Source organism: Novosphingobium sp. JCM 18896 (genome assembly GCF_025938095.1).
Lineage (GTDB): Bacteria > Pseudomonadota > Alphaproteobacteria > Sphingomonadales > Sphingomonadaceae > Novosphingobium.
This window is the reverse complement of record NZ_JAPCZF010000002.1, coordinates 673,887-696,523: the sequence shown is the minus strand read 5'-3', so window position 1 is coordinate 696,523 and position 22,637 is coordinate 673,887. Positions and strand designations below refer to the sequence as shown.

Here is a 22,637-nt window from a genome sequence, read left to right as displayed (position 1 = left end):
GCTCGGATTGCAAACGCGATCTCACCAAAAAACCTCGTCATCCCCGCGAAGGCGGGAATCCATCTCCGGCGCTCTCACCCCGCACCGCACTTCGATCGGAGAACTCGGGTGATGGACCCCCGCCTTCGCGGGGATGACGGAAAGAGTTAGGTGCTGGTATGTGGCGGGAGAGCAAAGGTGGGAGGCCCGTCGCCCCCGCCTCACGCCACCCGCAGCAACTTCTCGCGCGAAGTTGCGCCGCGCAACAAGGTGACCCGCGAGGGTGCGATGTCCAGGGCCGAAGCCACCAGCGCCAGCAACGCCGCCGTGGCCTTGCCGTCCTCGGGCTTGGCGCGAACTTTCGCGAGCAGGCGCCCTTCGGCGATCTCGAGCGCCTCGGTCCGGGCGCCGGGGGTCACGCGCAGCGCCAGCCGGCCCTCGGCGTCGACCAGCGCACGGATCGCCTCGGCCGCCGGTGCGTCAGCCTTCGGCCGCGCCATCGAGCGCCGCGCCGTGGATCTTGCCGTTGATCACATAGCCCTTCACGCCCATCTGCATGTCGGCCAGCGCCTCGTCGGTGAGGTCGCGGACATATTTGGCGGGGCGGCCGACCCACAGCTGGCGCGATTCGATGACCTTGCCCTGGGTCAGCTGCGCGCCCGCGGCGAGCATGCCGTCCGAATGGATCGTGCAGCCGTCCATGACGATCGCACCGAGCCCGACGAAGGCGCGGTCCTCGAGCGTGCAGCCGTGGACCATGGCGAGGTGGCCGATCAGCACGTCGTCGCCGATGATCGTCGGGAAGCCGTGCGGGCGCTTGGGCTTGGGGCTGTCGCAGTGGACCACGGTGCCGTCCTGGATGTTGGTGCGCGCGCCGATGACCACGCGATTCACGTCGGCGCGGATCACGCAATTGTACCAGACCGAGGCGTCGGGTCCGATCTCGACATCGCCGATGATGCGGCAGCCCGGGGCGATGAAGGCGCTCGAATGGATGCGCGGCGCCTTGCCGTTGATCGCGATCAGGCTGATGTCGATGCGCTTGCTCAGGTCGGTCATGGTTGTCTCAACATGTTGTCCCAGCGGATGTAGGGAAGGATCGAGGCGTAGTCGTCGGTCCAGACCTGCGCCCCAGGTTTCTCCAGCCTGGTCCACGGCGCATCGGGTCGCAACTGTGACAAAGTCTGGAGCTGCGCGGGATCGCGCGTCAGCAGCACCCAGGCCGAGGGCGTCAGCACGGTGCGGTCCTGCGGATTGTCCGAGCGCACCTTGGCGGTAAGCCCGCGATGCTTGGCGATCGCCGCGAGCACGGGCTGGAGCCCGATATAGCGGTTCGAGATGTGGATCAGCAGCACGCCCTTGGGCGAGAGCGCGCGCAGATAGACGCCCACGGCCTCGTCGGTCAGCAGGTGCAGCGGAATCGCGTCGGACGAGAAGGCGTCGATCGCCAGCACGTCGAACGAACCCGGCTGGGCCTTGGCCAGCTCGAGCCGCGCATCGCCGATCGCGACCTCGGGGTTGTGCGCGCAGTGCGACAGGTAGGTGAAGGTGCCGTTCTGCGACAGGCGCAGCACCGCCGGATCGATCTCGTAGAAGCGCCAGTGCTCGCCCGGCTGGTAATAGCCGGCGAGCGTGCCCGTGCCGAGCCCGACCACGCCGATCCGCGCGCCTTGGCCATAGAGCTGCTGCGCCTGGCCCATGACGATGCCCACGCCCGAACCGGGTCCGTAATAGGTCATCGGCGCGCATTCGAGCGCCTTGTCGGTCGATTGCTGGCCGTGCAGCGTCGTCCCGTGCGCGAGCGAGCGCAGCTTGAGCGCGTCGTAGTTGCGCACGGTGTAGATACCGAAATAGCTGCGCGTGCGCATGCCCTGGCCCGATCCGTGGACCGTCTCGAACCCGCCCTGCCCCAGCATCAGCAGGACGAGCACGCCGGTGAACAGCGGCCGCCAGGGCACCAGCACGAGGCCGATCAGGACGATGCCGGTGGTGAAGTAGAGCCGCGTGACCGGCGGATCGGGCATCGCCGAATAGCCGGCCTGCAGCCAGCAGAGGAAGGCCGCGACCGCGAACAGCACGTAGGACGCGAGCCGCGCCATGCCCGGCTCGATGCCCGGCAGATTGCGCAGGTCCTCGAGCGGACGCAGCGGCATCAGTAATGCCGCGGCGATGACCAGCAGCGGATGCTCCCAGACCCAGTCGAACACCACGGGTGCGATCAGCGCGGTGAACACGCCGCCGAGCGCGCCGCCCGCCGACATGACGAGGTAGAACAAGGTCAGCTTGGAGGCCGGCGGGCGCAGCTCGTACATCCGCGCGTGGAGCACGACCGCGACGACGAAGAGCAGCGCGACCGAGCCCATCGCCAGCATCATCGTGCCCGAGCTGCGCGAGATCATCGCCGTGCCGCCCGCGAGCAGCATGACCGCGGGCGCCGCCAGGGTGATCGTGCCGGCGAGCCCGCGTCGGTCGGAAAAGGCGACGACGAAGCTCAGCAGGTAGAGCCCGAGCGGGATCACCCAGAGCAGCGGCATGGCGAAGACGTCGGTCGTCAGGTGCGTCGTGGTCGACAGCATCAGCCCCGAGGGCACGGCCGAGAGCCCCAGCCACAGGAGAATCCGCTTCCAGCCGATCGCCTCGGCCTGATCCTCCACCGGGGCATCGACGACGGATGCCGCGGGCGTACTGCGCCAGCGCGCCCGCGCCGACAGCGCGACGAGCACGATCAGCCCGGCATAGCCCAGGCTCCAGCCCAGGCTCTGCGCGCGGATCGACAGCAGCGGTTCGGCGAGCAGCGGATAGGCGATCAGCCCGACGAAAGAGCCGACGTTCGAGGCAGCGTAGAGCGCCCAGGGCTCGCCCGCGCGGGGGTTCAGCGAGAACCAGCGCTGCATCAGCGGCGCCTGGGCCGAGACGAGGAAGAACACCGGCCCGATCGTCACCGCGAACAGCGCGGGCACCCACAGCACTTCCCAGCCGGGCGCGGGCGCGGGCAATGCCACCAGCGCGACGGGCAAGGTGACCGCCGCGACCACCAGCAGGATCAGGTGCAGCCTGGCCGCGCGCCGGATCGGCATCTGCCCGAGCTTGTGGGCATAGGCATAGCCCGCAAGCAGCAGCGCCTGGTAGACCAGCATCGCGCTGTTCCAGACGTTGGGCGCACCGCCGAGCCGCGGCAGCGCCATCCGCGCGACCATCGGCTGGACCAGGAACAGCAGGAAGCTGCCCGTGAGGATCGTCGCGACGAAAAGCGCGCGGTTGACCGGCGCCGGCTGTTCCGCGCTCATTGCGGGCGGGCGATCCGATAGAGCATGTGCCGCTTCAGCGGATCACCGTCGGGCACCGCGGGATGATCGAAGTCCGCATCGGGATCGCGCGTCATGCCCAGCCGTTCCATAAGCCCCCAGCTCCTCTCGTTGGCCGATACCGTGATCGCCACCACCGTCTTCGCACGCAATTCGCGCCAGGCCCAGTCCAGGCAGGCCTCGGCCGCCTCGCGCGCATAACCCTGCCCCCAGGCATCGCGCGCCAGCCGCCAGCCGATCTCGGTCTCGCGCAAAGGCGCGCGCGGCGCCATCAGGCCGCAAAAGCCGAGAAAGCGGCCGTCCTGCTTGCGCTCGACCGCCCAGAAGCAATGGCCGTGGTTGGCCTGTGCCGTGATCAGCCGATCGACCACGCTGTCACTTTCGGCGCGGCTCGCGATCGGCAGGAGGAAACGCATGACCTCGGGATCCTGCGCCATCGCCCAGAACGGCGCGCGATCACTGTCGCGCCAGCGCCGGACCAGAAGCCGATCAGTCTCGATCACGCGCCCAGCAGCCGCGCCGCGTGGGCGGCGTGGTAGGTCAGCACGCCCGAGCAGCCCGCGCGCTTGAACGCGGTCAGGGTCTCGAGCACCAGCGCATCGCGATCGCCCGAGCCGACCGTCACCGCCGCCTCGATCATCGCGTATTCGCCGCTGACCTGATAGGCGAAGACCGGCACCTCGAAGCGCTCCTTCACCCGGCGCGCGATGTCGAGATAGGGCAGGCCCGGCTTGACCATGACCGAGTCCGCGCCCTCGGCCAGGTCGAGCGCGACTTCGCGCAGCGCTTCCTCGCCGTTGGCCGGGTCCATCTGGTAGGTCATCTTGTTGCCCTTGAGCAGCCCGCCCGAGCCCACGGCATCGCGGAACGGGCCATAGAAGGCCGAGGCATACTTCGCGGCATAGGCCATGATCTGCATGTTGTGGTGGCCGGCCTCCTCGAGCGCGGCGCGGATCACGCCGATGCGGCCGTCCATCATGTCCGAAGGCGCGATGATGTCGGCGCCGGCCGCGGCCTGGTTCAGCGACTGGCCGACGAGCACTTCGACCGTGGCGTCGTTGAGCACGTAGCCGGCCTGGTCGATCAGCCCGTCCTGGCCGTGGCTGGTATAGGGATCGAGCGCGACGTCGGTCAGCAGGCCGATGCCGTCGCCCACCGCATCGCGGACCGTGCGGATCGCGCGGCACATCAGGTTGTCGGGATTGAGCGCCTCGCGCCCGTCCTCGCTGCGCCGGCCAGGCTGGGTGTTGGGAAACAGCGCCAGGCAGGGAATGCCGAGCGACACCGCTTCCTTGGCGCGCGCGGCGATGCCGTCGAGCGACCAGCGCGAGACCCCGGGCAGCGAGCCGACCGGCTCCTCGACGCCGGAGCCGTCGGTGACGAACAAAGGCCAGATCAGATCGGACGGAGACAGGTAGGTCTCGCGGTGCATCGCCCGGCTCCAGGCCGTGGCGCGCGTGCGACGGAGGCGCAGGGCGGGATAGTTCGCGGTCATGGCCGGGTGTCTAGTGCATCACGCCGGCAAATGTGAACGATTTTGCGCAACGGCCGGTGCGTGAAACGGCATCCTCCCCGGAACGGGGAGGATCTAGAGCGTCACTTCACGCCCGCATATTTCGGCGACAGCTTCTGCAGCGCCGCGCCCGGGGCGACGCCCTTGAGCTGGGCGATCTTGCCCTTGAGCGCGTCGAGCTGGCCCTTTTCCATGCCGGCAGGGGCACCCCCTACCGTCTTGAAGTTGACGCTGACCGACAGCGGATTGACCGTGCGGCCCTGCTGATAGACCTCGTAGTGGAGATGCGGCCCGGTCGAGAGCCCGGTCGAGCCGACATAGCCGATCACCTGCCCGGCCGAGACGCGCGCACCGGCCGAGACGGCGATCCGGCTCATGTGGCCGTAGCCCGAGCCGAGCCCGCCGCCGTGTTCGATGCGCACGTAGTTGCCATGGCCGCCATGACGGCCCGCGAAGGAGACCACGCCGTCGCCCGTGGCGAAGATCGGCGAACCCCAGGCCGCGCCGAAATCGACCCCCGCATGCATGCGGACATAGCCGAGGATCGGGTGACGCCGCGCGCCATAGGGTGACGTCATGCGGCCGTTGACCGGCATGATCATGCCCCCGCTCATCACCTGCGCCGGCGCCGCCATCAGGCCCCCCGTCCCCATGGCCCCGCTGTTGACGGCATCGACGAACTGGCCGTCCTTCCAGCGCACGAGTTCGGCGACCGGCTTGCCGTCGCGCTCGAGCCCCGCATAGACGAGATCGCCGACCTGGTTCTCGCCATTGGCCGAGCGCTTGTAGGCGACGATCATGTCGAACTGGTCGTTGGGCGTGACCCCGCCGTCGAGGCTGACGTGCGCGGCCAGGGTCTGGAGATATTGTTCGATCGCCTTCATCGGCGCACCCGCGGCGCGGGCCGAGCGGAACAGGCTGGCGCCGACCGTGCCGCGCACGCGCAGCGGCGTCGCGTCGACCGCCACCGGCTGGCGCGCGATGCCGAGACTGCCGTTCTGGCGCGCGATCGCGAGATCGAGATCGAAGCGCGCGCGGAAGGTGAGCTTGTCGAGCGCGCGCGGTTCGCCCGGCGCCACGCGGCTGCCGAGCGTGATGGCGAATTGGGTGCCCGCCTTGACGTCGCTCAGCGGCATGACCGCGGCGACCATCTGCGAGGCTTGGGCCGCGTCGACCAGGCCGACACCGGCGCGCTGGAGCATCTGGCCGAGGCTATCGCCCTCGCCCAGCGTCGCGACCATCTGCAGGCTCGCGCGCTCGGGTACCGCAGCGAGCGGGATCACCCGCGCGTCGGCGCGCATCGGCCGACCGCTGTTCGCCCCCAGCGCGAGCGGCGCGATTGCCTGGCTGCGCAGTTCGCGGCGCACGGCGTCGTCGGGATGGCTCGTGGTGGCGGCTTCGACCGCCGAGAAATCGGGCCAGAAGGCGAGCGCGCAGGCGCCGAGCGCGAGCATCGTGCCCATGCCACGATACCAGCGGCGGGTGCCGATCTCCTCAGCTAGGTCGTGGACGAGGTCGAGCGCGTGGAAACGCCGCTCGAACCGCTCGCGCCAAGTCGGAGGCGACGCGGGCAGCACGCGCACCGGCGGAGCCGGCTCGGCCCGCGGGCCGGCAGCGATACCGTCGAGTTCGTCGTGTGGCCTGTACAAGCGGCGAATCCCCGCGCGCGGTCCATCGGGACCGGCGATCGCTCCCCCCTGCACGATCAAGGTTAATCTTCGGCTAAATTCGGCCTGCATCCGGCTATGCACAAGGCAAGTCCTGTGTCTGAAACGCAAGGCTGTCGCATATGAACTCCGTCACCCCGGGCTTGACCCGGGGCCCCGATGCCTTTTTCCACCGCTGCGCAATTAAGCGGGATCCCGGGTCAAGCCCGGGATGACGGGGCGGGGAGCGCTGGGCGGTTCTCGACAAGCTTGCGTTGCTTAAAATTCCCTCGCAACGAAACCTGTGGATTTTGGCGCAGAGGCGGGCCGGATCATGGCCCACGGCTTGCGGGTGCCAAGTGCCGATGCCACATTGATTTTCGACATGGCCACCTATCCGCCCACACAGGCAGATTCCCGGGTCAAGGCGGTGCTGGGCCCGACCAACACCGGCAAGACCCACCTCGCGATCGAGCGCCTCTGCGCCCATTCGAGCGGCGCCATCGGTTTCCCGCTGCGCCTGCTCGCGCGCGAAGTTTACGACCGGGTCTGCGCGATCAAGGGCGAGAACAGGGTCGCGCTGATCACCGGCGAGGAGCGGATCGAGCCCAAGGACGCGCGCTGGCTGCTGTGCACGGCAGAAGCCATGCCCATCGAGCGCGACCTGGCCTTCATGGCGCTCGACGAGGCGCAGCTCGCCGCCGATCGCGAGCGCGGCCACGTCTTCACCGATCGCTTGCTCAACATGCGCGGCCGCGAGGAGACGATGCTGCTCGGCTCGTCGATCCTCGAGCCGATGGTCAAGGCGCTGGTGCCCGAGGCCGAGGTGATCACCCGCCCGCGCTTCTCGACCCTGAGCCACACCGGCGCGCTCAAGCTCAGCCGCATTCCGCCGCGCAGCGCGATCGTCGCCTTCTCGTCCGAGCAGGTCTATGCCATCGCCGAGATGCTGCGCCGCTTCCGCGGCGGCGCCGCCGTGGTCATGGGTGCGCTGAGCCCGCAGACGCGCAACGCCCAGGTCGCGCTCTACCAGTCGGGCGAGGTCGACTACCTCGTCGCCACCGATGCGATCGGCATGGGGCTGAACCTTGACGTCACCCATGTCGCCTTCGCCGGGCTCTCCAAGTTCGACGGTCAGCGCCAGCGGCGGCTGACTACGGCCGAAATGGCGCAGATCGCCGGCCGCGCCGGCCGCCACCAGCGCGACGGCACCTTCGGCACGCTTGCCGGGACGGGCAGCCACGATGCCATGTTCACCGACGAGGAGGTCTATGCGATCGAGGAGCACCGCTTCCCGCCGCTGACCCGCCTGTTCTGGCGCGAGCCCGAGCCGCGCTTCGACAGTGTCGACCGGCTGATCGCCGATCTCGAGGCACCACCGCGGTCGCCCGAACTCGTCGCCGCGCCCGAGGCGATCGATCTCGCCGTGCTCAAGCGGCTGGCCGACGATCCGGCGGTCGCCGACACCCTGCGCTCGAAGGCCGCGGTGCGTCGCTTCTGGGACGCCTGCCGCCTGCCCGACTTCCGCCACCAGGGGGTCGAGACGCACAGCCGCTTCGTCGCGCGGATCTGGGAAGACCTGCGTCGCGGCGCGCTGGGCGGCGATTACGTCGCCAGCGCGATCGCCGCGCTCGACAACGTGTCGGGCGACATCGACACCCTGCAGCACCGCGTCGCCTCGATCCGGTCCTGGGCCTATATCGCCCAGCGGCCCGACTGGGTCGTGGCCAAGGACGAGATGGCGGCGCGCGCCCGCGCGGTCGAGGCGCGGCTGTCCGACGCACTCCACGCGCGGCTGACCGAACGCTTCGTCAACCGCCGCACCGCCGTGCTGATGAAGAAGCTCGGCCCTGACGCAGCGCTGTTGCCGGTCGAACTCGCGGGCGAGCAAGTGCTCGTCGACGGCGAGGCGATCGGCGCACTCAACGGCTTCCGCTTCGTGGTCGATCCCGCGACGCGCCACAGCGATCGCAAGTTGCTGCTGGCCGCGGCCGAGCGCCATGTCCCGACCCTGCTCGCCGAGCGCGCCACCGGGCTGGCCGGCGCCTTGGGGGACGGCTCCGCAGCCTTGACCCTCGCAGCCGGCGCGATCGCCTGGGACGGCCAGATCCTCGCCCGGCTGACGCGCGGGCGCAGCCTGTTGGCACCGCAGATCGTGCCCGATCCCGCGCTGGACGCCCTGCCCGCGCCCGCGCGCAAGAGCCTGCTGGCCGCGATCGACACCTGGTTGACCGCGGCGCTGGCGCCGCTCGATCCCCTGCGCAAGCTCGAAGCCGCGACCACCGATCGCGAGGCCGGGCCCGAGCTGCGCGCGCTGCTGATCCGGCTGGTCGAGGCCGGCGGCCTGATGACGCGCGACGAATCGGGGCTCGATCGGCTCGACAAGGGCCAGCGCACGATGCTCGCGCGGCTCGGCGTGAGAGTCGGCGCGCTCGACCTGTTCCTGCCGGCCATGCTGCGACCCGCGGCGCTGGCCGCCTGGCGCGAGCTCGCCGAACGCAAGGGCGTCGCCCCCGATCCCGCGATGCCGCCGACCCTGACCGCATCGGGCCGCGCGAAACCGCCCGGCTATCGCGCGCTGGGCCAGCAGTGGCTGCGGCTCGACATGGCCGAGAAGCTGCTGCGCGACGCCCATGCCGCGCGGATCGCCGCCGGCCGCCGGCCTTTCGCGCTCGATCCGGCCAAGGCCGTGTCGATGGGGCTGACCACCGCCAGCTATGCGCAGCTGCTGCGGCTCGCGGGCTTCCAGCCGCTGATGCCGCGGGCGCTGCGCGACGGTGCGCATGGCGCGCCCGCGCCGCTGACCTGGCGCTGGCGGCCGCCGCGTCGCCAGGCCGAGCCCGAGATCCGTGCACGGCTGCGGCCCGAGGGCGCCTTCGCGGCGCTCGCCGAGCTGGTCCGGTAACGCCGTGCGCATCGACAAGCTGCTCTGGTACCTCCGCCTCGCCAAGACGCGCACGCTTGCCCAGTCCCTGGCCGAAGAGGGCCATATCCGCCTCAACAGCCGCCGCGTCGATCGTGCGCACCAGAAGGTCGCGCCCGGCGACGTGCTGACCCTGCCGCTCGGCCCGCGCGTTCGCGTTATCGAATTGCTGGTGTTGCCGACGCGCCGCGGCCCCGCGCCCGAGGCGCAGAGCTGCTACCGCGTGCTTGACGAGCCTAGCGATTTCCCCTTAGCAGCGCCGAATCGTTCCGACGCTGCCACAGAGGACCTGCAGCCATGACCTATGTCGTCACCGACCAGTGCATCCGCTGCAAGTATATGGATTGCGTGGAAGTTTGCCCGGTCGACTGCTTCTATGAGGGCGAGAACATGCTCGTCATCAACCCGAGCGAATGCATCGACTGCGGCGTCTGCGAGCCCGAGTGCCCGGCCGAGGCGATCCTGCCCGACACCGAGAGCGGTCTCGAGCAGTGGATGGAGCTCAACGCCAAGTATTCGGCGGAATGGCCCAACCTGACCTCGAAGAAGGACACGCCGCCCGACGCCGACGAGTTCAAGGGCGTCGAGAACAAGTTCGAAAACCTGTTCTCGCCCGAGCCCGGCGAAGGCGACTGATCGTCGCCTGACCACGCGGCCTCGGCCCGCGCCGGTCCCCGTTCCGCTATGAAACCACGAGGCGGGAATCCATGAGGATTCTCGCCTCTGGCAATTTTGTTACAGAGGTGCTATATAGGCTCCCGACTGCCGGGGCTTTCTGCCCGCAGATGGCAGCTGGAATCACGAAAGGCAGGGTCGCAAACAGATCGGTTGATGGGCTCATCGGACCGCGCGAAGTGATTCGCCGGCTTTTGCTGTCTCCGATCCACACGCCGTTCCAGGCGCCCTGCAGGCGAAAGGACTATACATGGCAGCCAAGGCTGACGCCTTCGACGTTGGTGATTACGTTGTTTACCCGAAGCACGGTGTGGGCCGGGTGATCGAACTGCAAAAGCAGGAAATCGCCGGTATGCAGCTCGAGCTCTATGTGCTTCGCTTCGAAAAAGAACGGATGACTCTGCGCGTTCCGGTCAACAAGGTCGAAGCCATCGGCATGCGCAAGCTGTCCTCGGACAAGACGCTGCGCGAGGCGCTCGACACGCTCAAGGGCAAGCCCAAGGTCAAGCGCACGATGTGGTCGCGCCGCGCCCAGGAATACGAAGCCAAGATCAACTCGGGCGATCTCGTCTCGATCGCCGAGGTCACGCGCGACCTATTCCGCGCCGACGACCAGCCCGAGCAGTCCTATTCGGAGCGTCAGATCTTCGAAGCCGCCTCGTCGCGCCTCGCGCGTGAGCTGGCCGCGATGGAGAAGACCGACGAGCCGGCCGCGCTCAAGAAGATCCTCGCGATCCTCAACGAGCACGCACCCAAGTACTACGAGGCCGCTCCCGCCTGAGGCAGAGCGTCCGATTGCGATCTTTCGGGATCACCGAGGGGGCCGTTCCGCAAGGAGCGGCCCTTCTTCGTTATCGGTGATCCGCTTCATAAGGGCCTCCACTGGCCGCAAATTCATGGGACGGTAAGGCCTGAACGCCTATGACCCGCGCCATGCCTCGTTCCCCTCGCCTTGCGCTGGCCGCCCTCGCCGCTTCGCTGCTCCTGTCGGGCTGCATCGCCAGCACCGCCGCGAGCATCGTCACCGCACCGGTGCGCATCGCCGGCAAGGGCGTCGACATGATGACCACCAGCCAGTCCGAGGCGGACGAGAAGCGCGGCCGCAACATGCGCAAGCAGGAAGAGCGGCTCGGCAAGCTCCAGCGCAGCTACGATCGCCACAACCGCGACTGCATGGACGGCGATCGCGAAGCCTGCGAACAGGCGCGCCTCGACTATGCGGAAATCCAGAACCTGCGCAGCAACTGGCCCTGAGGTCAGCCCCATGCGCCGCCTGACGCAAGCCGCCGCCGTCGCGCTGCTGCTGACGCTGTCGGCCTGCGGCAGCAAGACCTCGCGTCAGGACCTCGAAGCGAAGATCGCCGAGCTCGAGGACGAGAACGACCTGCTCAAGCAGCAACTCGCCGACGCGCGCCTCCAGGCCGAGGAAGCCATGATCGCCGCCGAACGGGCCAAGGCCCCCGCCACCTCTTTCGCACCACCGATGCTGCCGATGGCGCCCGAGGTGCCGCCCGACCTGTTCGTCGACGGCGGTCACGACGATCCCGACGCACCCGATCCTGCCCCACGCCGCGCTGCCGGGGCCGGTAGCAGCGCTGGTACCGGAGCGAGTGCCGGATCCGCGGCCGCAGCCGCCGCCGAAGCGGCCGAAACCGCGCGCAAGGCCTTGGCGAACTAAGCCGCCGCGCGGCGCAGGCGGTCGTTGATGGCCAGGCCGATGCCGTCTTCGGGAATCGGCGCCACCGCGATCCGCGGTGCAGCCGCCGCGGCAGCTTCGTGCAGCACCACATAGAGCCGCGCCGCCGCCTCGGCGAGATCGCCGCTGGCCGACAGCGTGACGTCACCCGCCACCGCGCCGAAGCCGATATGGAACTCGTCGGCCTGCGCCGCCTCCGCCCCCAGCCGCACCGGCTTGCCCGGCGCATAGTGGCTGGCGAGCTGGCCCGGCGCTTCGATGCCGGCTGCCGACATCGTGACGTCACTTTGACCGCCGAGCAGCACCGCGATCTGCGCCGCGGTGATCGGGCCCGGACGCAGCACCTGCCAGCCGCCATCGGCGCGCAGGGCGACGATCGTCGATTCGATGCCCGCTTCGCAGGCGCCGCCATCGAGCACCAGATCGAGCTTGCCCGCGAGCGAGGCGGCGACGTGCGCGGCAAGCGTCGGGCTCACCGCACCGCTGCGGTTGGCCGAAGGCGCCGCCAGCGGTAGCCCCGCCGCGGCCAGCACCGCGCGCATGACCGGATGTGCGGGACAGCGCAGCGCCACGGTCGGCAGGCCCGCGGTCACCGCCGCAGCCAGTGGCGCCTCGGCGCGGCGCGGCAGGACCAGAGTCAGCGGTCCCGGCCAGAAGGCTTCGGCCAGCGCCTCGGCGCGCACGTCGAGCACGGCCAGGCGCCCGGCCTGCTCCAAATCCTCGACGTGGACGATCAGCGGATTGAAATCGGGCCGCCCCTTGGCGCGATAGATTGCCGCGACCGCATCATCGCTGTCGGCGCGCGCGGCGAGGCCATAGACGGTCTCTGTCGGCAGCGCGACGAGTCCGCCGGCGCGCAGCGCCGCGGCGGCGCTGGCGATCCCCGCGGCGTCGGCCGGATGGATCGAGGCTTGGCTGTTGCCCGTCATGGCTCGCCGCTATAGGCCTTGGCCCCCTAAAGCCAAGAAAAAGGCATCAGGCCGAGGAACCGTCGAAATGGATTTCACGCCCCCCACCCCCGACCAGATCTTCGCGCTCAAGGTCAACGCCGGCATCGACGAGCTCGCGGCGCACGACCGCTTCGCCGCCGCCAGCGCCGACATGGTCGAGGCGATCGCCGAGGGCATCGGCCAGTTCGCCCAGGGCGAATGGGCGCCGCTGAGCCGGATCGGCGATCTCGAGGGTGCCAGGCTCGAGAACGGTGTCGTGCGCCTGCCCGCGGGCTATGCCGAGGCCTACCAGGGCTTCGTCGCAGCCGGTTGGGGCGCGGTCTCGGCACCCGAGGCCTTCGGCGGCCAGGGCCTGCCCTATGCGCTCGCCTGCTGTACCTTGGAAACGCTGGGCGCGGCCAATTTCGCCTTCACCCTGCTGCCGATGCTGACCGTCGGCGCGATCGAGGCGATCGACCATCACGGCAGCGCCGACCAGAAGGCGCTCTACCTGCCCAAGCTGATCAGCGGCGAATGGTCGGGCACGATGAACCTGACCGAACCGCAGGCCGGCAGCGACGTCGGCGCCTTGCGCACCACCGCGACGCCGATCGCCGACGGACCGCACGCGGGCAAGTACAAGATCAAGGGCACCAAGATCTTCATCACCTTCGGCGAGCACGAGCTGGCCGGCAACATCGTCCACCTGGTTCTCGCGCGCCTGCCCGGCGCGCCCGCGGGATCGCGCGGCATCTCGCTGTTCCTCGTCCCCAAGTACCTGCCGAAAGAAGACGGCACGCCGGGGCCGCGCAACGATCTCAAGGTCGTCAGCCTCGAGCACAAGATGGGCATCCACGCCTCGCCGACCTGCGTCATGTCCTATGGCGACAACGACGAGTGCCTGGGCGAGATCGTCGGCGCCGAGAACGGCGGCCTGCGCGCGATGTTCACGATGATGAACTCGGCGCGGATCAACGTCGGCAGCCAGGGCGTGCAGGTGGCCGAGGCCGCAACCCAGCGCGCCATGGCCTATGCGCGCGAGCGCGTGCAGTCGGCGCGCGCCGGCTCGCCCGACAAGAGCCCCGTGGCGATCATCGAGCATCCCGACGTGCGGCGCATGGTCCTGCGCATGCGCGCGCTGACCGAAGCGTCGCGCGCGCTGCTCTATTACACCGCCGGCCAGGTCGATCGCGGCACTCTGGGCGACACGGCCGCGCAGATGCGCGCCGAACTGCTGGTGCCGCTGATCAAGTCTTGGGGCACCGACGTCGGCTGCGAGGTCGCCTCGATCGGCGTCCAGGTCCACGGCGGCATGGGCTTCATCGAAGAGACCGGCGCCGCGCAGCACTATCGCGACGCGCGCATCACGCCGATCTACGAAGGCACCAACGGTATCCAGGCGGCCGACCTCGTCACGCGCAAGCTCGGCCTGGAGAACGGCGGCGTGCTGGCCGCGCTGATGGCCGAGATCGCCGGCGATGCGGGTGACGTCACGACGCTGGCCGAACTGGCCAAGGCCTGCGCAGCAGTGGGCGAATGGATGACCGGCAGCGCCAGCCTCGACGACAGGCTCGCGGGTTCGGTGCCGTTCCAGACGATGTGCGCGGTCGCGGTCGCCGGCTGGCAACTGCTGCGCCAGAGCCGCGCGGCCGAGACAGAAGGCGCGCCCGGCCGGATCGCACGGAGCAAGCCCGTGATCGCCCGCTATTTCCTCTCGCGCGTGGTTCCCGAAGCGCTCGGCCTCCAGGCCGCCGCCACGGCCGGCGCGGCGCTGCTCTACGAACTCGATAGCGAAAGCCTGACTGCATGACTCTCGATCAGGGCGAACCGCTCGCCCGTATTGCCGATGCCCTCGAACGTCTGGCTCCCCCGGCACCGCCCGCGACCGACTGGCTCGCCTACCCCGCCTATGTCTGGGACCGCCAGGGTGCGCGCGCGGTCGAGGCGATCCACGCGCCGGCGCTGCCCCTGCTCCAGGGCATCGACGCGCAGAAGGAGACGGTCACCGCCAACGTCGCGCGGCTCGCCGCGGGCCATGCCGCGCACGACATGCTGCTGTGGGGCTCGCGCGGCATGGGCAAGTCGGCGCTGATCCGCGCGAGCGTGGTCGCCGCGCAGGCGGCCCATCCGGGCGGCATCGCGCTTGTCCAGGTCGCGCAGGACGCGATGGCGGCGATCGCCGGACTGTTCACCGGTCTCGGCAAGATCGACCGGCGCTTCCTCGTCTATATCGACGATCTCGGCTTCGAGGACGGCGACGGCGGCGGCCCGCGCCTGCTGCGCTCATGGCTCGAAGGTGGGGTCGAGGCACGTCCGGGCAACGTCCGCCTGGCGGTGACGTCAAACCGCCGCGCGATCGTGCCGCGCCACGCCAGCGAGCAGGACGACCCGCTCAATCCGCGCGATGCGGTCGACGATCGGCTGGCGCTGGCCGATCGCTTCGGCCTGTCGGTGGGCTTCCACAATTGCAACCAGGACGACTACCTGGCGATCATCGCCGGCTATGCCGCGCATTTCGGGCTCTCGTTCGAGGCCGCCGACGCACTCGAATGGTCGCGCCGCCGCGGCCAGCGCTCGGGCCGCGTCGCCTGGCACTACGTCACCGAACTGGCCGGACGCGCGGGGACGGCGATCTAGCGGCAGAGTGGGAAGTTCCTCCCCTGCAAGGGGAGGTGGCAGGCCCGTAGGGGCTGACGGAGGGGTGTCCCCGTCTCCGAGAGGGTTACACCCCTCCACCACCAGCTTCGCTGGCGGTCCCCCTCCCCCTACAGGGGAGGATCGGGTCAGCCCCTACTTCTGCTCCATCGAGTTCTGCGCCTCGCCGAGCTTGGCCTCGAACTGCGCCTCGGGATCGCTGAGTCCCTTCTGCACGGGCATCGGCGCGGTCACCACCGGCTTGGGCGCGATCGACGGAGTCGCGCCCGGCGCCACGACGCGCCAGATCACGCCCGCGGTGTCGTCGCTGACGAGCAGCCCGCCGGGCTTGTCCCAGGCCAGCCAGACCGGGCGACCGTGGGTCTTGCCGTCACCGGCGAGGAAGTCGGTCAGCACGGGCAGCGGCTTGCCCAGCGGGTTGCCGTTGGCGTCGAACTTGACGAAGACCACATCGTAGCCGGCGAAAGGCTTGCGGTTCCACGAGCCGTGGCGCGCGATGAAGGCGCCGTTGGCATAGGCCGGGCCCATGACGTTGCCGCCGGTCGAGAACAGCAGCCCGAGCGAGGCGGTATGCGCGCCCAGCGCGAATTCGGGCTTGCGCGTATATTCGGTCAGGTAGTCGGGCATCGGCTCCTTGACGCGCCAGTCGATCACATCCTTCCAGTAGACCCAGGGCCAGCCGTACTGCGCGCCGACGGGGACGTTGGTCAGATAGTCGGGCACGAGATCGGGGCCGAGCTGGTCGCGCTCGTTGACCGTGGTCCAGAGCTCGCCGGTCGAGGGGTTCCAGGCGAGGCCGTTGGGATTGCGCAGGCCGGCCGCGTACTGGCGGCGGCTGCCGCTGGCGAGGTCGATCTCCCAGATCGCCGCGCGGCCGGTCTCGGCGGCCATGCCGTTCTCGCCGATGTTCGAGGCCGAGCCCACGGCGACGTAGAGCTTCTTGCCGTCCTCGCTGAGCAGCAGGTTGCGCATCCAGTGGTTGCCGCCACCAGGCAGGTCCATCAGCTTCTTCGGCGCCCCGGCCAGGGTGGTGGCGCCGGGCGTGAAGTCGAAGGCCAGCACGGCATTGTGGTTGGCGACGTAGAACTTGCCGTCGCGCCAGGCCATGCCCGAGGGCGAATCGAGGTCTTTCTCGCGGAACACCGAGCGCTGCTCGGCCTTGCCGTCGCCGTCGGCGTCGCGCAGCAGGACGATATTGTTCGGCGACGGCGCCCCCGCGCCGACCCGGCCCATGAACAGCTTCATGAACCAGCCGGTGATCCCCCCGCCCTCGCGCGGCGGGCTGTTGGTCTCGGCGACGAGCACGTCGCCGTTGGGCAGCGCCAGCAGGGTGCGCGGATGATCGAGCCCTTCGGCGAAGCGTGCGACGGCGAGGCCCTGCGCCGGCTTCGGCGCCTCGTTGGCCTTCCAGCCGATCGTCTCGGCAAGGCCGACGCTGGGAATGCGCTCGACGTCGGCCTCGACCAGCAGCGGATCCTTGCCCGTGGTCGCGTCGCTCGGGCGATCGGACGGATTGCCGTGACGCACCCAGAGGAAGAAGCCCAGGAGAAGGACGAGGATCACGCCGAGCGTGATGAGCGGCTTGCGCAGACGAGGGTTCATGCGGGAAGAAATAGAGCCCGCGCGGTTAGGTTGCGAGCGGAAAGATTGGGGGTGAAAGTCGATATAGATCCTCCCCTGCAAGGGGAGGATTATTATATTTTAATTCAACAACTTATATCCCACCACCGGTCAGACGCTGGCAGATCAGGTCGAGCTGGTCGAGCGTGCGATAGCGGATCGTCACCGCGCCCGAGCGTGGATCGGCGTCGGCCAGGATCTTGACCGGCAGGCCGAGGAATTCCTCGAGATGGCCCTGGACCGCGGCAATGTCGGCATCGTCGGCCGAGCTGCGTTCGGCGCGTGCGGTGCGCGGCGTGCTCGGCGCCGAATCCCCGCGCGTCTGCTTGCGCACGAGCTTTTCGACCTCGCGCACCGACAGCTGCTTCTCGACCGCCGAGGCCGCGAGCGCTTCGGCCCCGTCGGCACCGATCAGCGCGCGCGCATGGCCCATCGACAGCTTGCCGATCTCGACCAGCGACATCACGCTTTCGGGCAGCAGCAGTAGGCGCTGGATATTGGCGACGTGGCTGCGGCTCTTGTCGACCATGCGGGCGATCTCGGCCTGGGTCAGGCCCTCGCTCTCGGCGAGACGGTGATAGGCGCGCGCTTCCTCGATCGGATTGAGATCCTCGCGCTGGAGGTTCTCGATCAGCGCCAGCGCCATGACCTCGCGCTCGGACAGGTCGCGGACGATCGCCGGCATCTCGTGCAGCCGCGCCTTCTGCGCCGCGCGCCAACGCCGCTCGCCTGCCACCAATTGATAGCGTCCGCCCGCCAGCGGCCGGACGATGACCGGCTGGATCACGCCGCGCTGCGCGATCGAGGCGGCCAGTTCCTCGAGCGCCGCTTCGTCGAAATGACGGCGCGGCTGTTCGGGGTGCGGCTCGATGTCGGAAACCGCCAGAGTCGCCAGGCCGCTCTTCACCGGCGCCGTGGCCGTGCCCCCCTCACCGCGCACCGGCGCGACGACGGGTTCCTCGCGGCGCGTCTCGCCCATCAGCGCGCCAAGCCCGCGACCGAGCGCGGGCGGCTTCTTCTTGGCGGCCGGCGCGGTGATGCGGACGACGGGTTCCTCGCTCATGCGGCTTTCCTCTGTTCGGGCAGCCGGGCGATCAGTTCGCGCGCCAGGGCCATATAGGCGCGGCTGCCCGCGCAGGCGTGATCGTAGACGAGCGCAGGCAGGCCATGGCTCGGTGCTTCGGACAGGCGCACGTTGCGCGGGATCGTCGAATCGAACACCAGCCCGCCCAGGCATGAGCGCACGTCGTCGGCGACCTGGTCGGTCAGGCGGTTTCGGCGATCGAACATGGTCAGCGCGACGCCGATGATGCCGAGATCGGGATTGAACCGCTGCTGCACGCGTTCGACCGTCTGGAGCAGCTGGCTCAGGCCTTCGAGCGCGAAGAACTCACACTGCAGCGGCACGAGCAGGGTATCGGCCGCGGTCAGCGCATTGAGCGTCAGCAGGCCCAGCGACGGCGGGCAATCGATGAAGGCGATGTCGTAGCCGTTCTCGCGCGCCAGCGCATTGCGCAGGCGATCGGTGCGATTCTCGACCGCGACGAGTTCGACCTCGGCGCCCGATAGGTCGACCGTCGCGGGCAGGATGTCGAGGCCGGGGATCGCTGTCGGCATCACGCATTCGGCCACGGTCGCTTCGTCGACGAGCAGGTCGTAGGACGAACGCAGCCGGTCGGCTGCGGCGATGCCGATCCCGGTCGAGGCGTTGCCCTGCGGATCGAGGTCGATCAGCAGGGTCTTCCAGCCGGTCGCGGCCATGGCCGTGGCGATGTTGATTGCGGTGGTGGTCTTGCCCACCCCGCCCTTCTGATTGGCGATGGCTACGCGAATCACGAAGCTTTTCCCTTCCGAATCGGCTTGGCCGATCCCTGCAATGTCCCGGTGATGACGCCGGCTTCGGGATCGGTCAGCGATTGTTCCACGTGGAACATATGATGCCATCCGCGAAGCATCTCTAATTCTTGCTTCGCCGACCGGCCCTTGGGCAACAGCCAGATCGTGTCGCTTGTGGAAAATCGTGCGGATAGTTCCAGCAATCGGTCGAGTGGGGCGAAAGCCCGTGCCGATATGACCGCCGCGTGTCGGCTTGGCACATCCTCAAGCCGCGCGCCGTGCACCTGCACATGCGTCAGCTGCAAGTCGGCAGCGGCGCGTTCGAGCCATTCGATTCGGCGCTTGCGCGATTCGACGAGCAGAACCTCGCACTCGGGGCGCAGCGCCGCGATGACCAGGCCTGGGAAACCCGCCCCGGTCCCGAGATCGAGCCACGGCGATGTTCCACGTGGAACACGCGTCAGCAGCTGCGCGCTATCGACGATATGCCGGCGCCAAACCTCGCCAAGACTCGCGGCCGAGACGAGGTTCTGTCGCTGGTTCTCATCGGCCAGCAGTTCGACCAGACGCTCGAGCCGCGCCATGCCAGCCGCGTCGCATTCGGGTAGCTGTCGCAGCCAATCCTTGGCCTGCGCTTCCGTCTCGATCATGCCGCAAGCCTGCGCGCATGGACGAGCAGCGCGGCGAGCGCCGCCGGGGTGACTCCCGCCACGCGTCCCGCCGCGGCCAATGTCGCGGGCCGGGCCTTGCCCAAGCGCTCGACCATTTCGCGCGACAGGCCGGGGATCGCGGCATAGGGAAAATCGTCGCCGAGCGGCAGAGCCTCGCTCGCGCGCAGATCGCGCAGCTCGGCAGCCTGGCGCGCAAGGTAGGGCGCATAGGCGGCGTCCTCGGCGACCTCCTCGGCGAGATCTCCATCGACCAGCAGCGCAGTGTCGATCCACGGCGTCAGGCTCTGCATGTCGATCGCTTCGAAGCGCAGCCAGTCGCGCAGCGACTGGCGCCCGGCATCGATCTTCACCGGCAAGCCCTCGGCGGCGAGTACCGATCCGGTCACCTCGCGATCGAGCGCGGCCGACAGCTGGGCCCTCGCCTCCTCGCGGCGGTTGAACCAGGCGGCACGCTCGGCACCGACACAGCCCGCGGCGATTGCGAGCGGCGTCAACCGGGTACTGGCATTGTTGGCCCGCAAACGCAGACGATATTCGGCACGCGCGGTCAGCATGCGATAGGGCTCGCTCACGCCCTGCAGGGTCAGGTCGTCGATCATCACCGCCATATAGGAGTTCGCGCGATCGAGCGCCGCGGGTTCGCGACCGAGCACCGCCGCCGCGGCATTCATCCCGGCGACGAGGCCTTGCGCGGCGGCTTCCTCATAACCGGTCGTGCCGTTGATCTGCCCCGCGCAATAGAGCCCGGGGATCGCGCGGACCTCTAGGCTGTGGCGCAAGGCGCGCGGATCGATGTGATCGTATTCGACCGCATAGCCGGGCACGACCATGTCGACCGTCTCGAGCCCCTCCATCGTCCGCAGCATCGCCAGCTGGACGTCGGCGGGCAGCGAGGTGCTGATGCCGTTGGGATAGACCAGATGCGTGTCGAGGCCTTCGGGTTCGAGGAATATCTGGTGACCGTCGCGATCGGCGAAGCGGTGGATCTTGTCCTCGATCGACGGGCAATAGCGCGGACCCGAAGCGCCGATCGCGCCGCTGAACAAGGGCGAGCGATGGAGGTTGTCACGGATGACCTGGTGGCTGGCTTCGTTGGTCCGCGTGATTGCACAGAACACTTGCGGGTTCACACGGCCTCCGCCGAGCGGCGACATCGTCCAGGGATCGAGATCCGAAGGCTGTTCGTCGAGCCGCGCCCAGTCGATCGTGCGTCCGTCGAGCCGCGGCGGCGTGCCGGTCTTGAGCCGCGCCATCGGCAGGTCGGCGGCGCGTAGCTGCGCCGCGAGCACCTGGGCCGAGGCCTCGCCGATGCGGCCGCCGGTCATCCGCTCCTCGCCGCGGAACAGGGTGCCGCCGAGGAAGGTGCCCGTGCAGAGCACGACCGCGGGTGCCGCGAGCTCGGTGCCGTCGGCGAGCTTCAGCCCGGCGACGCGCTCGCCCGCCAGGACCAGTTCGGCCGCCTCGCCCGCTATCAGGGTGAGATCGCCCTGCTGGCCGAGCAGCGACTGGATCGCCGCCTTGAAGCGCTTGCGGTCGGCCTGGACTCTTGGCCCCTGCACCGCACTGCCCTTCGAGCGGTTGAGCATGCGATAATGGATCGCGCCGGCGTCGGCGGCGCGCGCGATCAGGCCGTCGAAGGCATCGACCTCGCGCACGAGGTGGCCCTTGCCGAGACCGCCGATCGCGGGGTTGCAGCTCATCGCGCCGATCGCCTCGAGATCGAACGAGACCAGCGCCGTGCGCGCGCCCATGCGCGCGGCGACAGCCGCCGCCTCCACGCCGGCATGGCCGCCGCCGATCACGATGACATCGAAAGACTGCATGGCCCGCCCTTACCCGAGCCGCGGACTCGGGTCAAAGCCCCGATCGCCCATGATCGTATGTCGCATGTTCCACGTGGAACAGTTGCGCTCACTTGCCGATGCAGAAGCGTCCGAACAGCGCGTCGAGCATGTCCTCGGTGGTCGCGCGGCCGATCAGCGCGTCGAAGGCCACGCGCACCAGACGCAGATTTTCCGCGACGATCAGAGGATCGCGCGAGCTCTGAGCATCGGCGAGCCCGGCGCGCGCCTGGGCCAGCAGCGCATGCTGTCGCCGGTTGAGCGCCGCCTCGCCGGGCTTGGGCAAACGATCGCGCGCGGTGCCGACGAGATCGCCGCGGAGCGCGTCGACCCCCTCGCCGGTCAGCGCCGAAACGCGATGCCGCGGTGCGAGCTTGGCTGCATGATCGGTGCGATCGGATTGCGGCTCGATCTCCCAGGCGCCATCGGGTCCTTCGGCTTCATCGCCGAGCCACAGCACGAGGTCGGCCTGGTCGAGCTCGCCGCGCGCGCGTTCGACGCCGATCGCCTCGATCGCATCGCCGGCCTCTTCTCGCAGCCCGGCCGTATCGACGAAGAGGAACGGCACCCCCGCGATCGCCACCGGACGCGTGAGCACGTCGCGCGTGGTGCCGGCGATCGGCGCGGTAATCGCAGCCTCGCTTTCGACCAATGCATTGAACAAGGTCGACTTGCCCGCATTGGGCGGCCCGGCGAGCACGACACGGAAGCCTTCGCGCAACGCCTCGGCGCGCGGCCGTGCGAGCCAGTCGCCGATCTCACCGCCAAGCGCTTCGAGCCGCGCGGCGAAGTCCTCGGGCAGGACCGCGACGTCGTCCTCGTCGGCAAAGTCGAGCACGGCCTCGACCGCCGCCGAAGCCGTCAGCACGCGCTCGCGCCAGCCCTCGACTTCCCGCGAAAACGATCCGCCCGCCATGGCCAGCGCCGAACGACGCTGGAGTTCGGTTTCGGCCGAGAGCAGATCGGCCAGCCCTTCGGCCTCGGCGAGATCGATGCGGCCATTGGCAAACGCACGGCGCGTGAACTCGCCGGGTTCCGCGCGCCGCAGACCCAAGGCCGCGAGCGCGACCTCGACCGCGGCGATCACCGCCCTGCCCCCATGGCAATGCAGCTCGACCGTGTCCTCGCCGGTGGCCGTGCCCGGCCCGGGCAGCCAGAGCACCAGCGTTTCGTCGAGCACGGCGCCGGTACGGTCGTGCAAGCGACGGAATGCGGCACGGCGAGGCGGTGTCAAGCTGCCCGCGAGCGCGGCCAGCGTATCGCCTGCCATTGGGCCGCTGATGCGAACGACACCAATCGCCGCCGGCGGCGCACCGCTCGACAGCGCGAAGATCGTATCGGTCATGGC

At 69.3% G+C, this 22,637-nt stretch carries 21 protein-coding genes; 8 read left to right on the top strand and 13 right to left on the bottom strand.

Annotation, left to right across the window (positions count from 1 at the left end):
* Positions 1-200: 200 nt before the first annotated feature.
* The 6 genes from OLX23_RS09315 to OLX23_RS09290 form a co-directional block, all read right to left on the bottom strand.
* On the bottom strand, positions 201-479 hold the full coding sequence (locus OLX23_RS09315) for a DUF167 domain-containing protein (protein ID WP_264444617.1): 279 nt from the start codon (positions 477-479) through the stop codon (positions 201-203).
* On the bottom strand, positions 460-1,038 hold the full coding sequence (locus OLX23_RS09310) for a gamma carbonic anhydrase family protein (protein ID WP_264444615.1): 579 nt from the start codon (positions 1,036-1,038) through the stop codon (positions 460-462). Before OLX23_RS09310 ends, OLX23_RS09315 begins: the two co-directional genes overlap by 20 nt.
* Positions 1,035-3,266, bottom strand: coding sequence for a hypothetical protein (locus OLX23_RS09305; RefSeq protein WP_264444613.1), 2,232 nt, complete (start codon positions 3,264-3,266; stop codon positions 1,035-1,037). Before OLX23_RS09305 ends, OLX23_RS09310 begins: the two co-directional genes overlap by 4 nt.
* On the bottom strand, positions 3,263-3,787 hold the full coding sequence (locus OLX23_RS09300) for a GNAT family N-acetyltransferase (RefSeq protein WP_264444612.1): 525 nt from the start codon (positions 3,785-3,787) through the stop codon (positions 3,263-3,265). The genes OLX23_RS09305 and OLX23_RS09300 overlap by 4 nt, the downstream gene beginning before the upstream one ends.
* On the bottom strand, positions 3,784-4,779 hold the full coding sequence (gene hemB, locus OLX23_RS09295; protein WP_264444611.1) for a porphobilinogen synthase: 996 nt from the start codon (positions 4,777-4,779) through the stop codon (positions 3,784-3,786). Before hemB ends, OLX23_RS09300 begins: the two co-directional genes overlap by 4 nt.
* Before the next feature lie 101 nt (positions 4,780-4,880).
* Complete coding sequence (locus tag OLX23_RS09290; protein WP_264444609.1) at positions 4,881-6,446, bottom strand: M23 family metallopeptidase; 1,566 nt, start codon at positions 6,444-6,446, stop codon at positions 4,881-4,883.
* 382 nt (positions 6,447-6,828) lie between these two features.
* On the opposite strand from OLX23_RS09290, the gene OLX23_RS09285 reads away from it, so the two are divergent.
* The 6 genes from OLX23_RS09285 to OLX23_RS09260 all read left to right on the top strand — a co-directional run bounded on the left by OLX23_RS09285 (position 6,829) and on the right by OLX23_RS09260 (position 11,719).
* Positions 6,829-9,348 (top strand): helicase-related protein, encoded by a 2,520-nt coding sequence (locus tag OLX23_RS09285; RefSeq protein WP_264444608.1) that lies wholly within the window; start codon positions 6,829-6,831, stop codon positions 9,346-9,348.
* A gap of 4 nt (positions 9,349-9,352) precedes the next feature.
* Complete coding sequence (locus tag OLX23_RS09280; RefSeq protein WP_264444606.1) at positions 9,353-9,667, top strand: RNA-binding S4 domain-containing protein; 315 nt, start codon at positions 9,353-9,355, stop codon at positions 9,665-9,667.
* Positions 9,664-10,002: a ferredoxin FdxA gene (gene fdxA, locus OLX23_RS09275; RefSeq protein WP_264444605.1), complete on the top strand. Its 339-nt coding sequence runs from the start codon at positions 9,664-9,666 to the stop codon at positions 10,000-10,002. The genes OLX23_RS09280 and fdxA overlap by 4 nt, the downstream gene beginning before the upstream one ends.
* Positions 10,003-10,291: 289 nt before the next feature.
* Positions 10,292-10,822, top strand: coding sequence for a CarD family transcriptional regulator (locus OLX23_RS09270; protein ID WP_264444603.1), 531 nt, complete (start codon positions 10,292-10,294; stop codon positions 10,820-10,822).
* A gap of 152 nt (positions 10,823-10,974) precedes the next feature.
* Positions 10,975-11,295, top strand: a complete 321-nt coding sequence (locus OLX23_RS09265; RefSeq protein WP_264444601.1) for a hypothetical protein — start codon at positions 10,975-10,977, stop codon at positions 11,293-11,295.
* Positions 11,296-11,305: 10 nt separating this feature from the next.
* Complete coding sequence (locus OLX23_RS09260; RefSeq protein ID WP_264444599.1) at positions 11,306-11,719, top strand: hypothetical protein; 414 nt, start codon at positions 11,306-11,308, stop codon at positions 11,717-11,719.
* On the opposite strand, the gene OLX23_RS09255 is transcribed toward OLX23_RS09260, so the two are convergent.
* Positions 11,716-12,666: an L-threonylcarbamoyladenylate synthase gene (locus OLX23_RS09255; protein WP_264444598.1), complete on the bottom strand. Its 951-nt coding sequence runs from the start codon at positions 12,664-12,666 to the stop codon at positions 11,716-11,718. The two genes, OLX23_RS09260 and OLX23_RS09255, sit on opposite strands and share 4 nt — an antisense overlap.
* 67 nt (positions 12,667-12,733) lie before the next feature.
* Between OLX23_RS09255 and OLX23_RS09250 the strand changes: the two genes are divergently transcribed.
* Positions 12,734-14,476: an acyl-CoA dehydrogenase gene (locus OLX23_RS09250; protein ID WP_264444596.1), complete on the top strand. Its 1,743-nt coding sequence runs from the start codon at positions 12,734-12,736 to the stop codon at positions 14,474-14,476.
* Positions 14,473-15,303, top strand: a complete 831-nt coding sequence (locus OLX23_RS09245; protein ID WP_264444595.1) for an ATP-binding protein — start codon at positions 14,473-14,475, stop codon at positions 15,301-15,303. Before OLX23_RS09250 ends, OLX23_RS09245 begins: the two co-directional genes overlap by 4 nt.
* A 153-nt stretch (positions 15,304-15,456) precedes the next feature.
* Here OLX23_RS09245 and OLX23_RS09240 read toward each other — a convergent pair whose 3' ends face one another.
* The 6 genes from OLX23_RS09240 to mnmE form a co-directional block, all read right to left on the bottom strand.
* Complete coding sequence (locus tag OLX23_RS09240; protein WP_264444594.1) at positions 15,457-16,923, bottom strand: PQQ-dependent sugar dehydrogenase; 1,467 nt, start codon at positions 16,921-16,923, stop codon at positions 15,457-15,459.
* Between the two features lie 112 nt (positions 16,924-17,035).
* A complete protein-coding gene (locus OLX23_RS09235) occupies positions 17,036-18,004 on the bottom strand; it encodes a ParB/RepB/Spo0J family partition protein (protein ID WP_264444593.1) in 969 nt (322 codons plus the stop codon).
* The gene (locus OLX23_RS09230; protein ID WP_264444591.1) at positions 18,001-18,777 is read right to left on the bottom strand and encodes a ParA family protein; all 777 of its coding nucleotides are present in this window, start codon (positions 18,775-18,777) and stop codon (positions 18,001-18,003) included. The genes OLX23_RS09235 and OLX23_RS09230 overlap by 4 nt, the downstream gene beginning before the upstream one ends.
* Entirely contained in the window at positions 18,774-19,427 is a 654-nt protein-coding gene (gene rsmG / locus OLX23_RS09225) for a 16S rRNA (guanine(527)-N(7))-methyltransferase RsmG (protein WP_264444590.1), read from the bottom strand. The genes OLX23_RS09230 and rsmG overlap by 4 nt, the downstream gene beginning before the upstream one ends.
* On the bottom strand, positions 19,424-21,271 hold the full coding sequence (gene mnmG, locus OLX23_RS09220) for a tRNA uridine-5-carboxymethylaminomethyl(34) synthesis enzyme MnmG (protein ID WP_264444588.1): 1,848 nt from the start codon (positions 21,269-21,271) through the stop codon (positions 19,424-19,426). The genes rsmG and mnmG overlap by 4 nt, the downstream gene beginning before the upstream one ends.
* A gap of 88 nt (positions 21,272-21,359) precedes the next feature.
* Complete coding sequence (gene mnmE / locus OLX23_RS09215; protein ID WP_264444587.1) at positions 21,360-22,634, bottom strand: tRNA uridine-5-carboxymethylaminomethyl(34) synthesis GTPase MnmE; 1,275 nt, start codon at positions 22,632-22,634, stop codon at positions 21,360-21,362.
* Positions 22,635-22,637 lie beyond the last annotated feature (3 nt).

Excerpts from the sequence above, each read along its gene's own strand:
- rsmG (WP_264444590.1), bottom strand. The coding sequence starts at position 19,427 with ATGATCGAGACGGAAGCGCAGGCCAAGGATTGGCTGCGACAGCTACCC.
- OLX23_RS09250 (WP_264444596.1), top strand. The coding sequence starts at position 12,734 with ATGGATTTCACGCCCCCCACCCCCGACCAGATCTTCGCGCTCAAGGTC.
- OLX23_RS09305 (WP_264444613.1), bottom strand. The coding sequence starts at position 3,266 with ATGAGCGCGGAACAGCCGGCGCCGGTCAACCGCGCGCTTTTCGTCGCG.
- OLX23_RS09285 (WP_264444608.1), top strand. The coding sequence starts at position 6,829 with ATGGCCACCTATCCGCCCACACAGGCAGATTCCCGGGTCAAGGCGGTG.
- OLX23_RS09260 (WP_264444599.1), top strand. The coding sequence starts at position 11,306 with ATGCGCCGCCTGACGCAAGCCGCCGCCGTCGCGCTGCTGCTGACGCTG.
- OLX23_RS09315 (WP_264444617.1), bottom strand. The coding sequence starts at position 479 with ATGGCGCGGCCGAAGGCTGACGCACCGGCGGCCGAGGCGATCCGTGCG.
- OLX23_RS09240 (WP_264444594.1), bottom strand. The coding sequence starts at position 16,923 with ATGAACCCTCGTCTGCGCAAGCCGCTCATCACGCTCGGCGTGATCCTC.
- OLX23_RS09310 (WP_264444615.1), bottom strand. The coding sequence starts at position 1,038 with ATGACCGACCTGAGCAAGCGCATCGACATCAGCCTGATCGCGATCAAC.
- OLX23_RS09245 (WP_264444595.1), top strand. The coding sequence starts at position 14,473 with ATGACTCTCGATCAGGGCGAACCGCTCGCCCGTATTGCCGATGCCCTC.
- fdxA (WP_264444605.1), top strand. The coding sequence starts at position 9,664 with ATGACCTATGTCGTCACCGACCAGTGCATCCGCTGCAAGTATATGGAT.
- mnmG (WP_264444588.1), bottom strand. The coding sequence starts at position 21,271 with ATGCAGTCTTTCGATGTCATCGTGATCGGCGGCGGCCATGCCGGCGTG.
- OLX23_RS09235 (WP_264444593.1), bottom strand. The coding sequence starts at position 18,004 with ATGAGCGAGGAACCCGTCGTCCGCATCACCGCGCCGGCCGCCAAGAAG.
- OLX23_RS09255 (WP_264444598.1), bottom strand. The coding sequence starts at position 12,666 with ATGACGGGCAACAGCCAAGCCTCGATCCATCCGGCCGACGCCGCGGGG.
- mnmE (WP_264444587.1), bottom strand. The coding sequence starts at position 22,634 with ATGACCGATACGATCTTCGCGCTGTCGAGCGGTGCGCCGCCGGCGGCG.
- OLX23_RS09270 (WP_264444603.1), top strand. The coding sequence starts at position 10,292 with ATGGCAGCCAAGGCTGACGCCTTCGACGTTGGTGATTACGTTGTTTAC.
- hemB (WP_264444611.1), bottom strand. The coding sequence starts at position 4,779 with ATGACCGCGAACTATCCCGCCCTGCGCCTCCGTCGCACGCGCGCCACG.
- OLX23_RS09265 (WP_264444601.1), top strand. The coding sequence starts at position 10,975 with ATGCCTCGTTCCCCTCGCCTTGCGCTGGCCGCCCTCGCCGCTTCGCTG.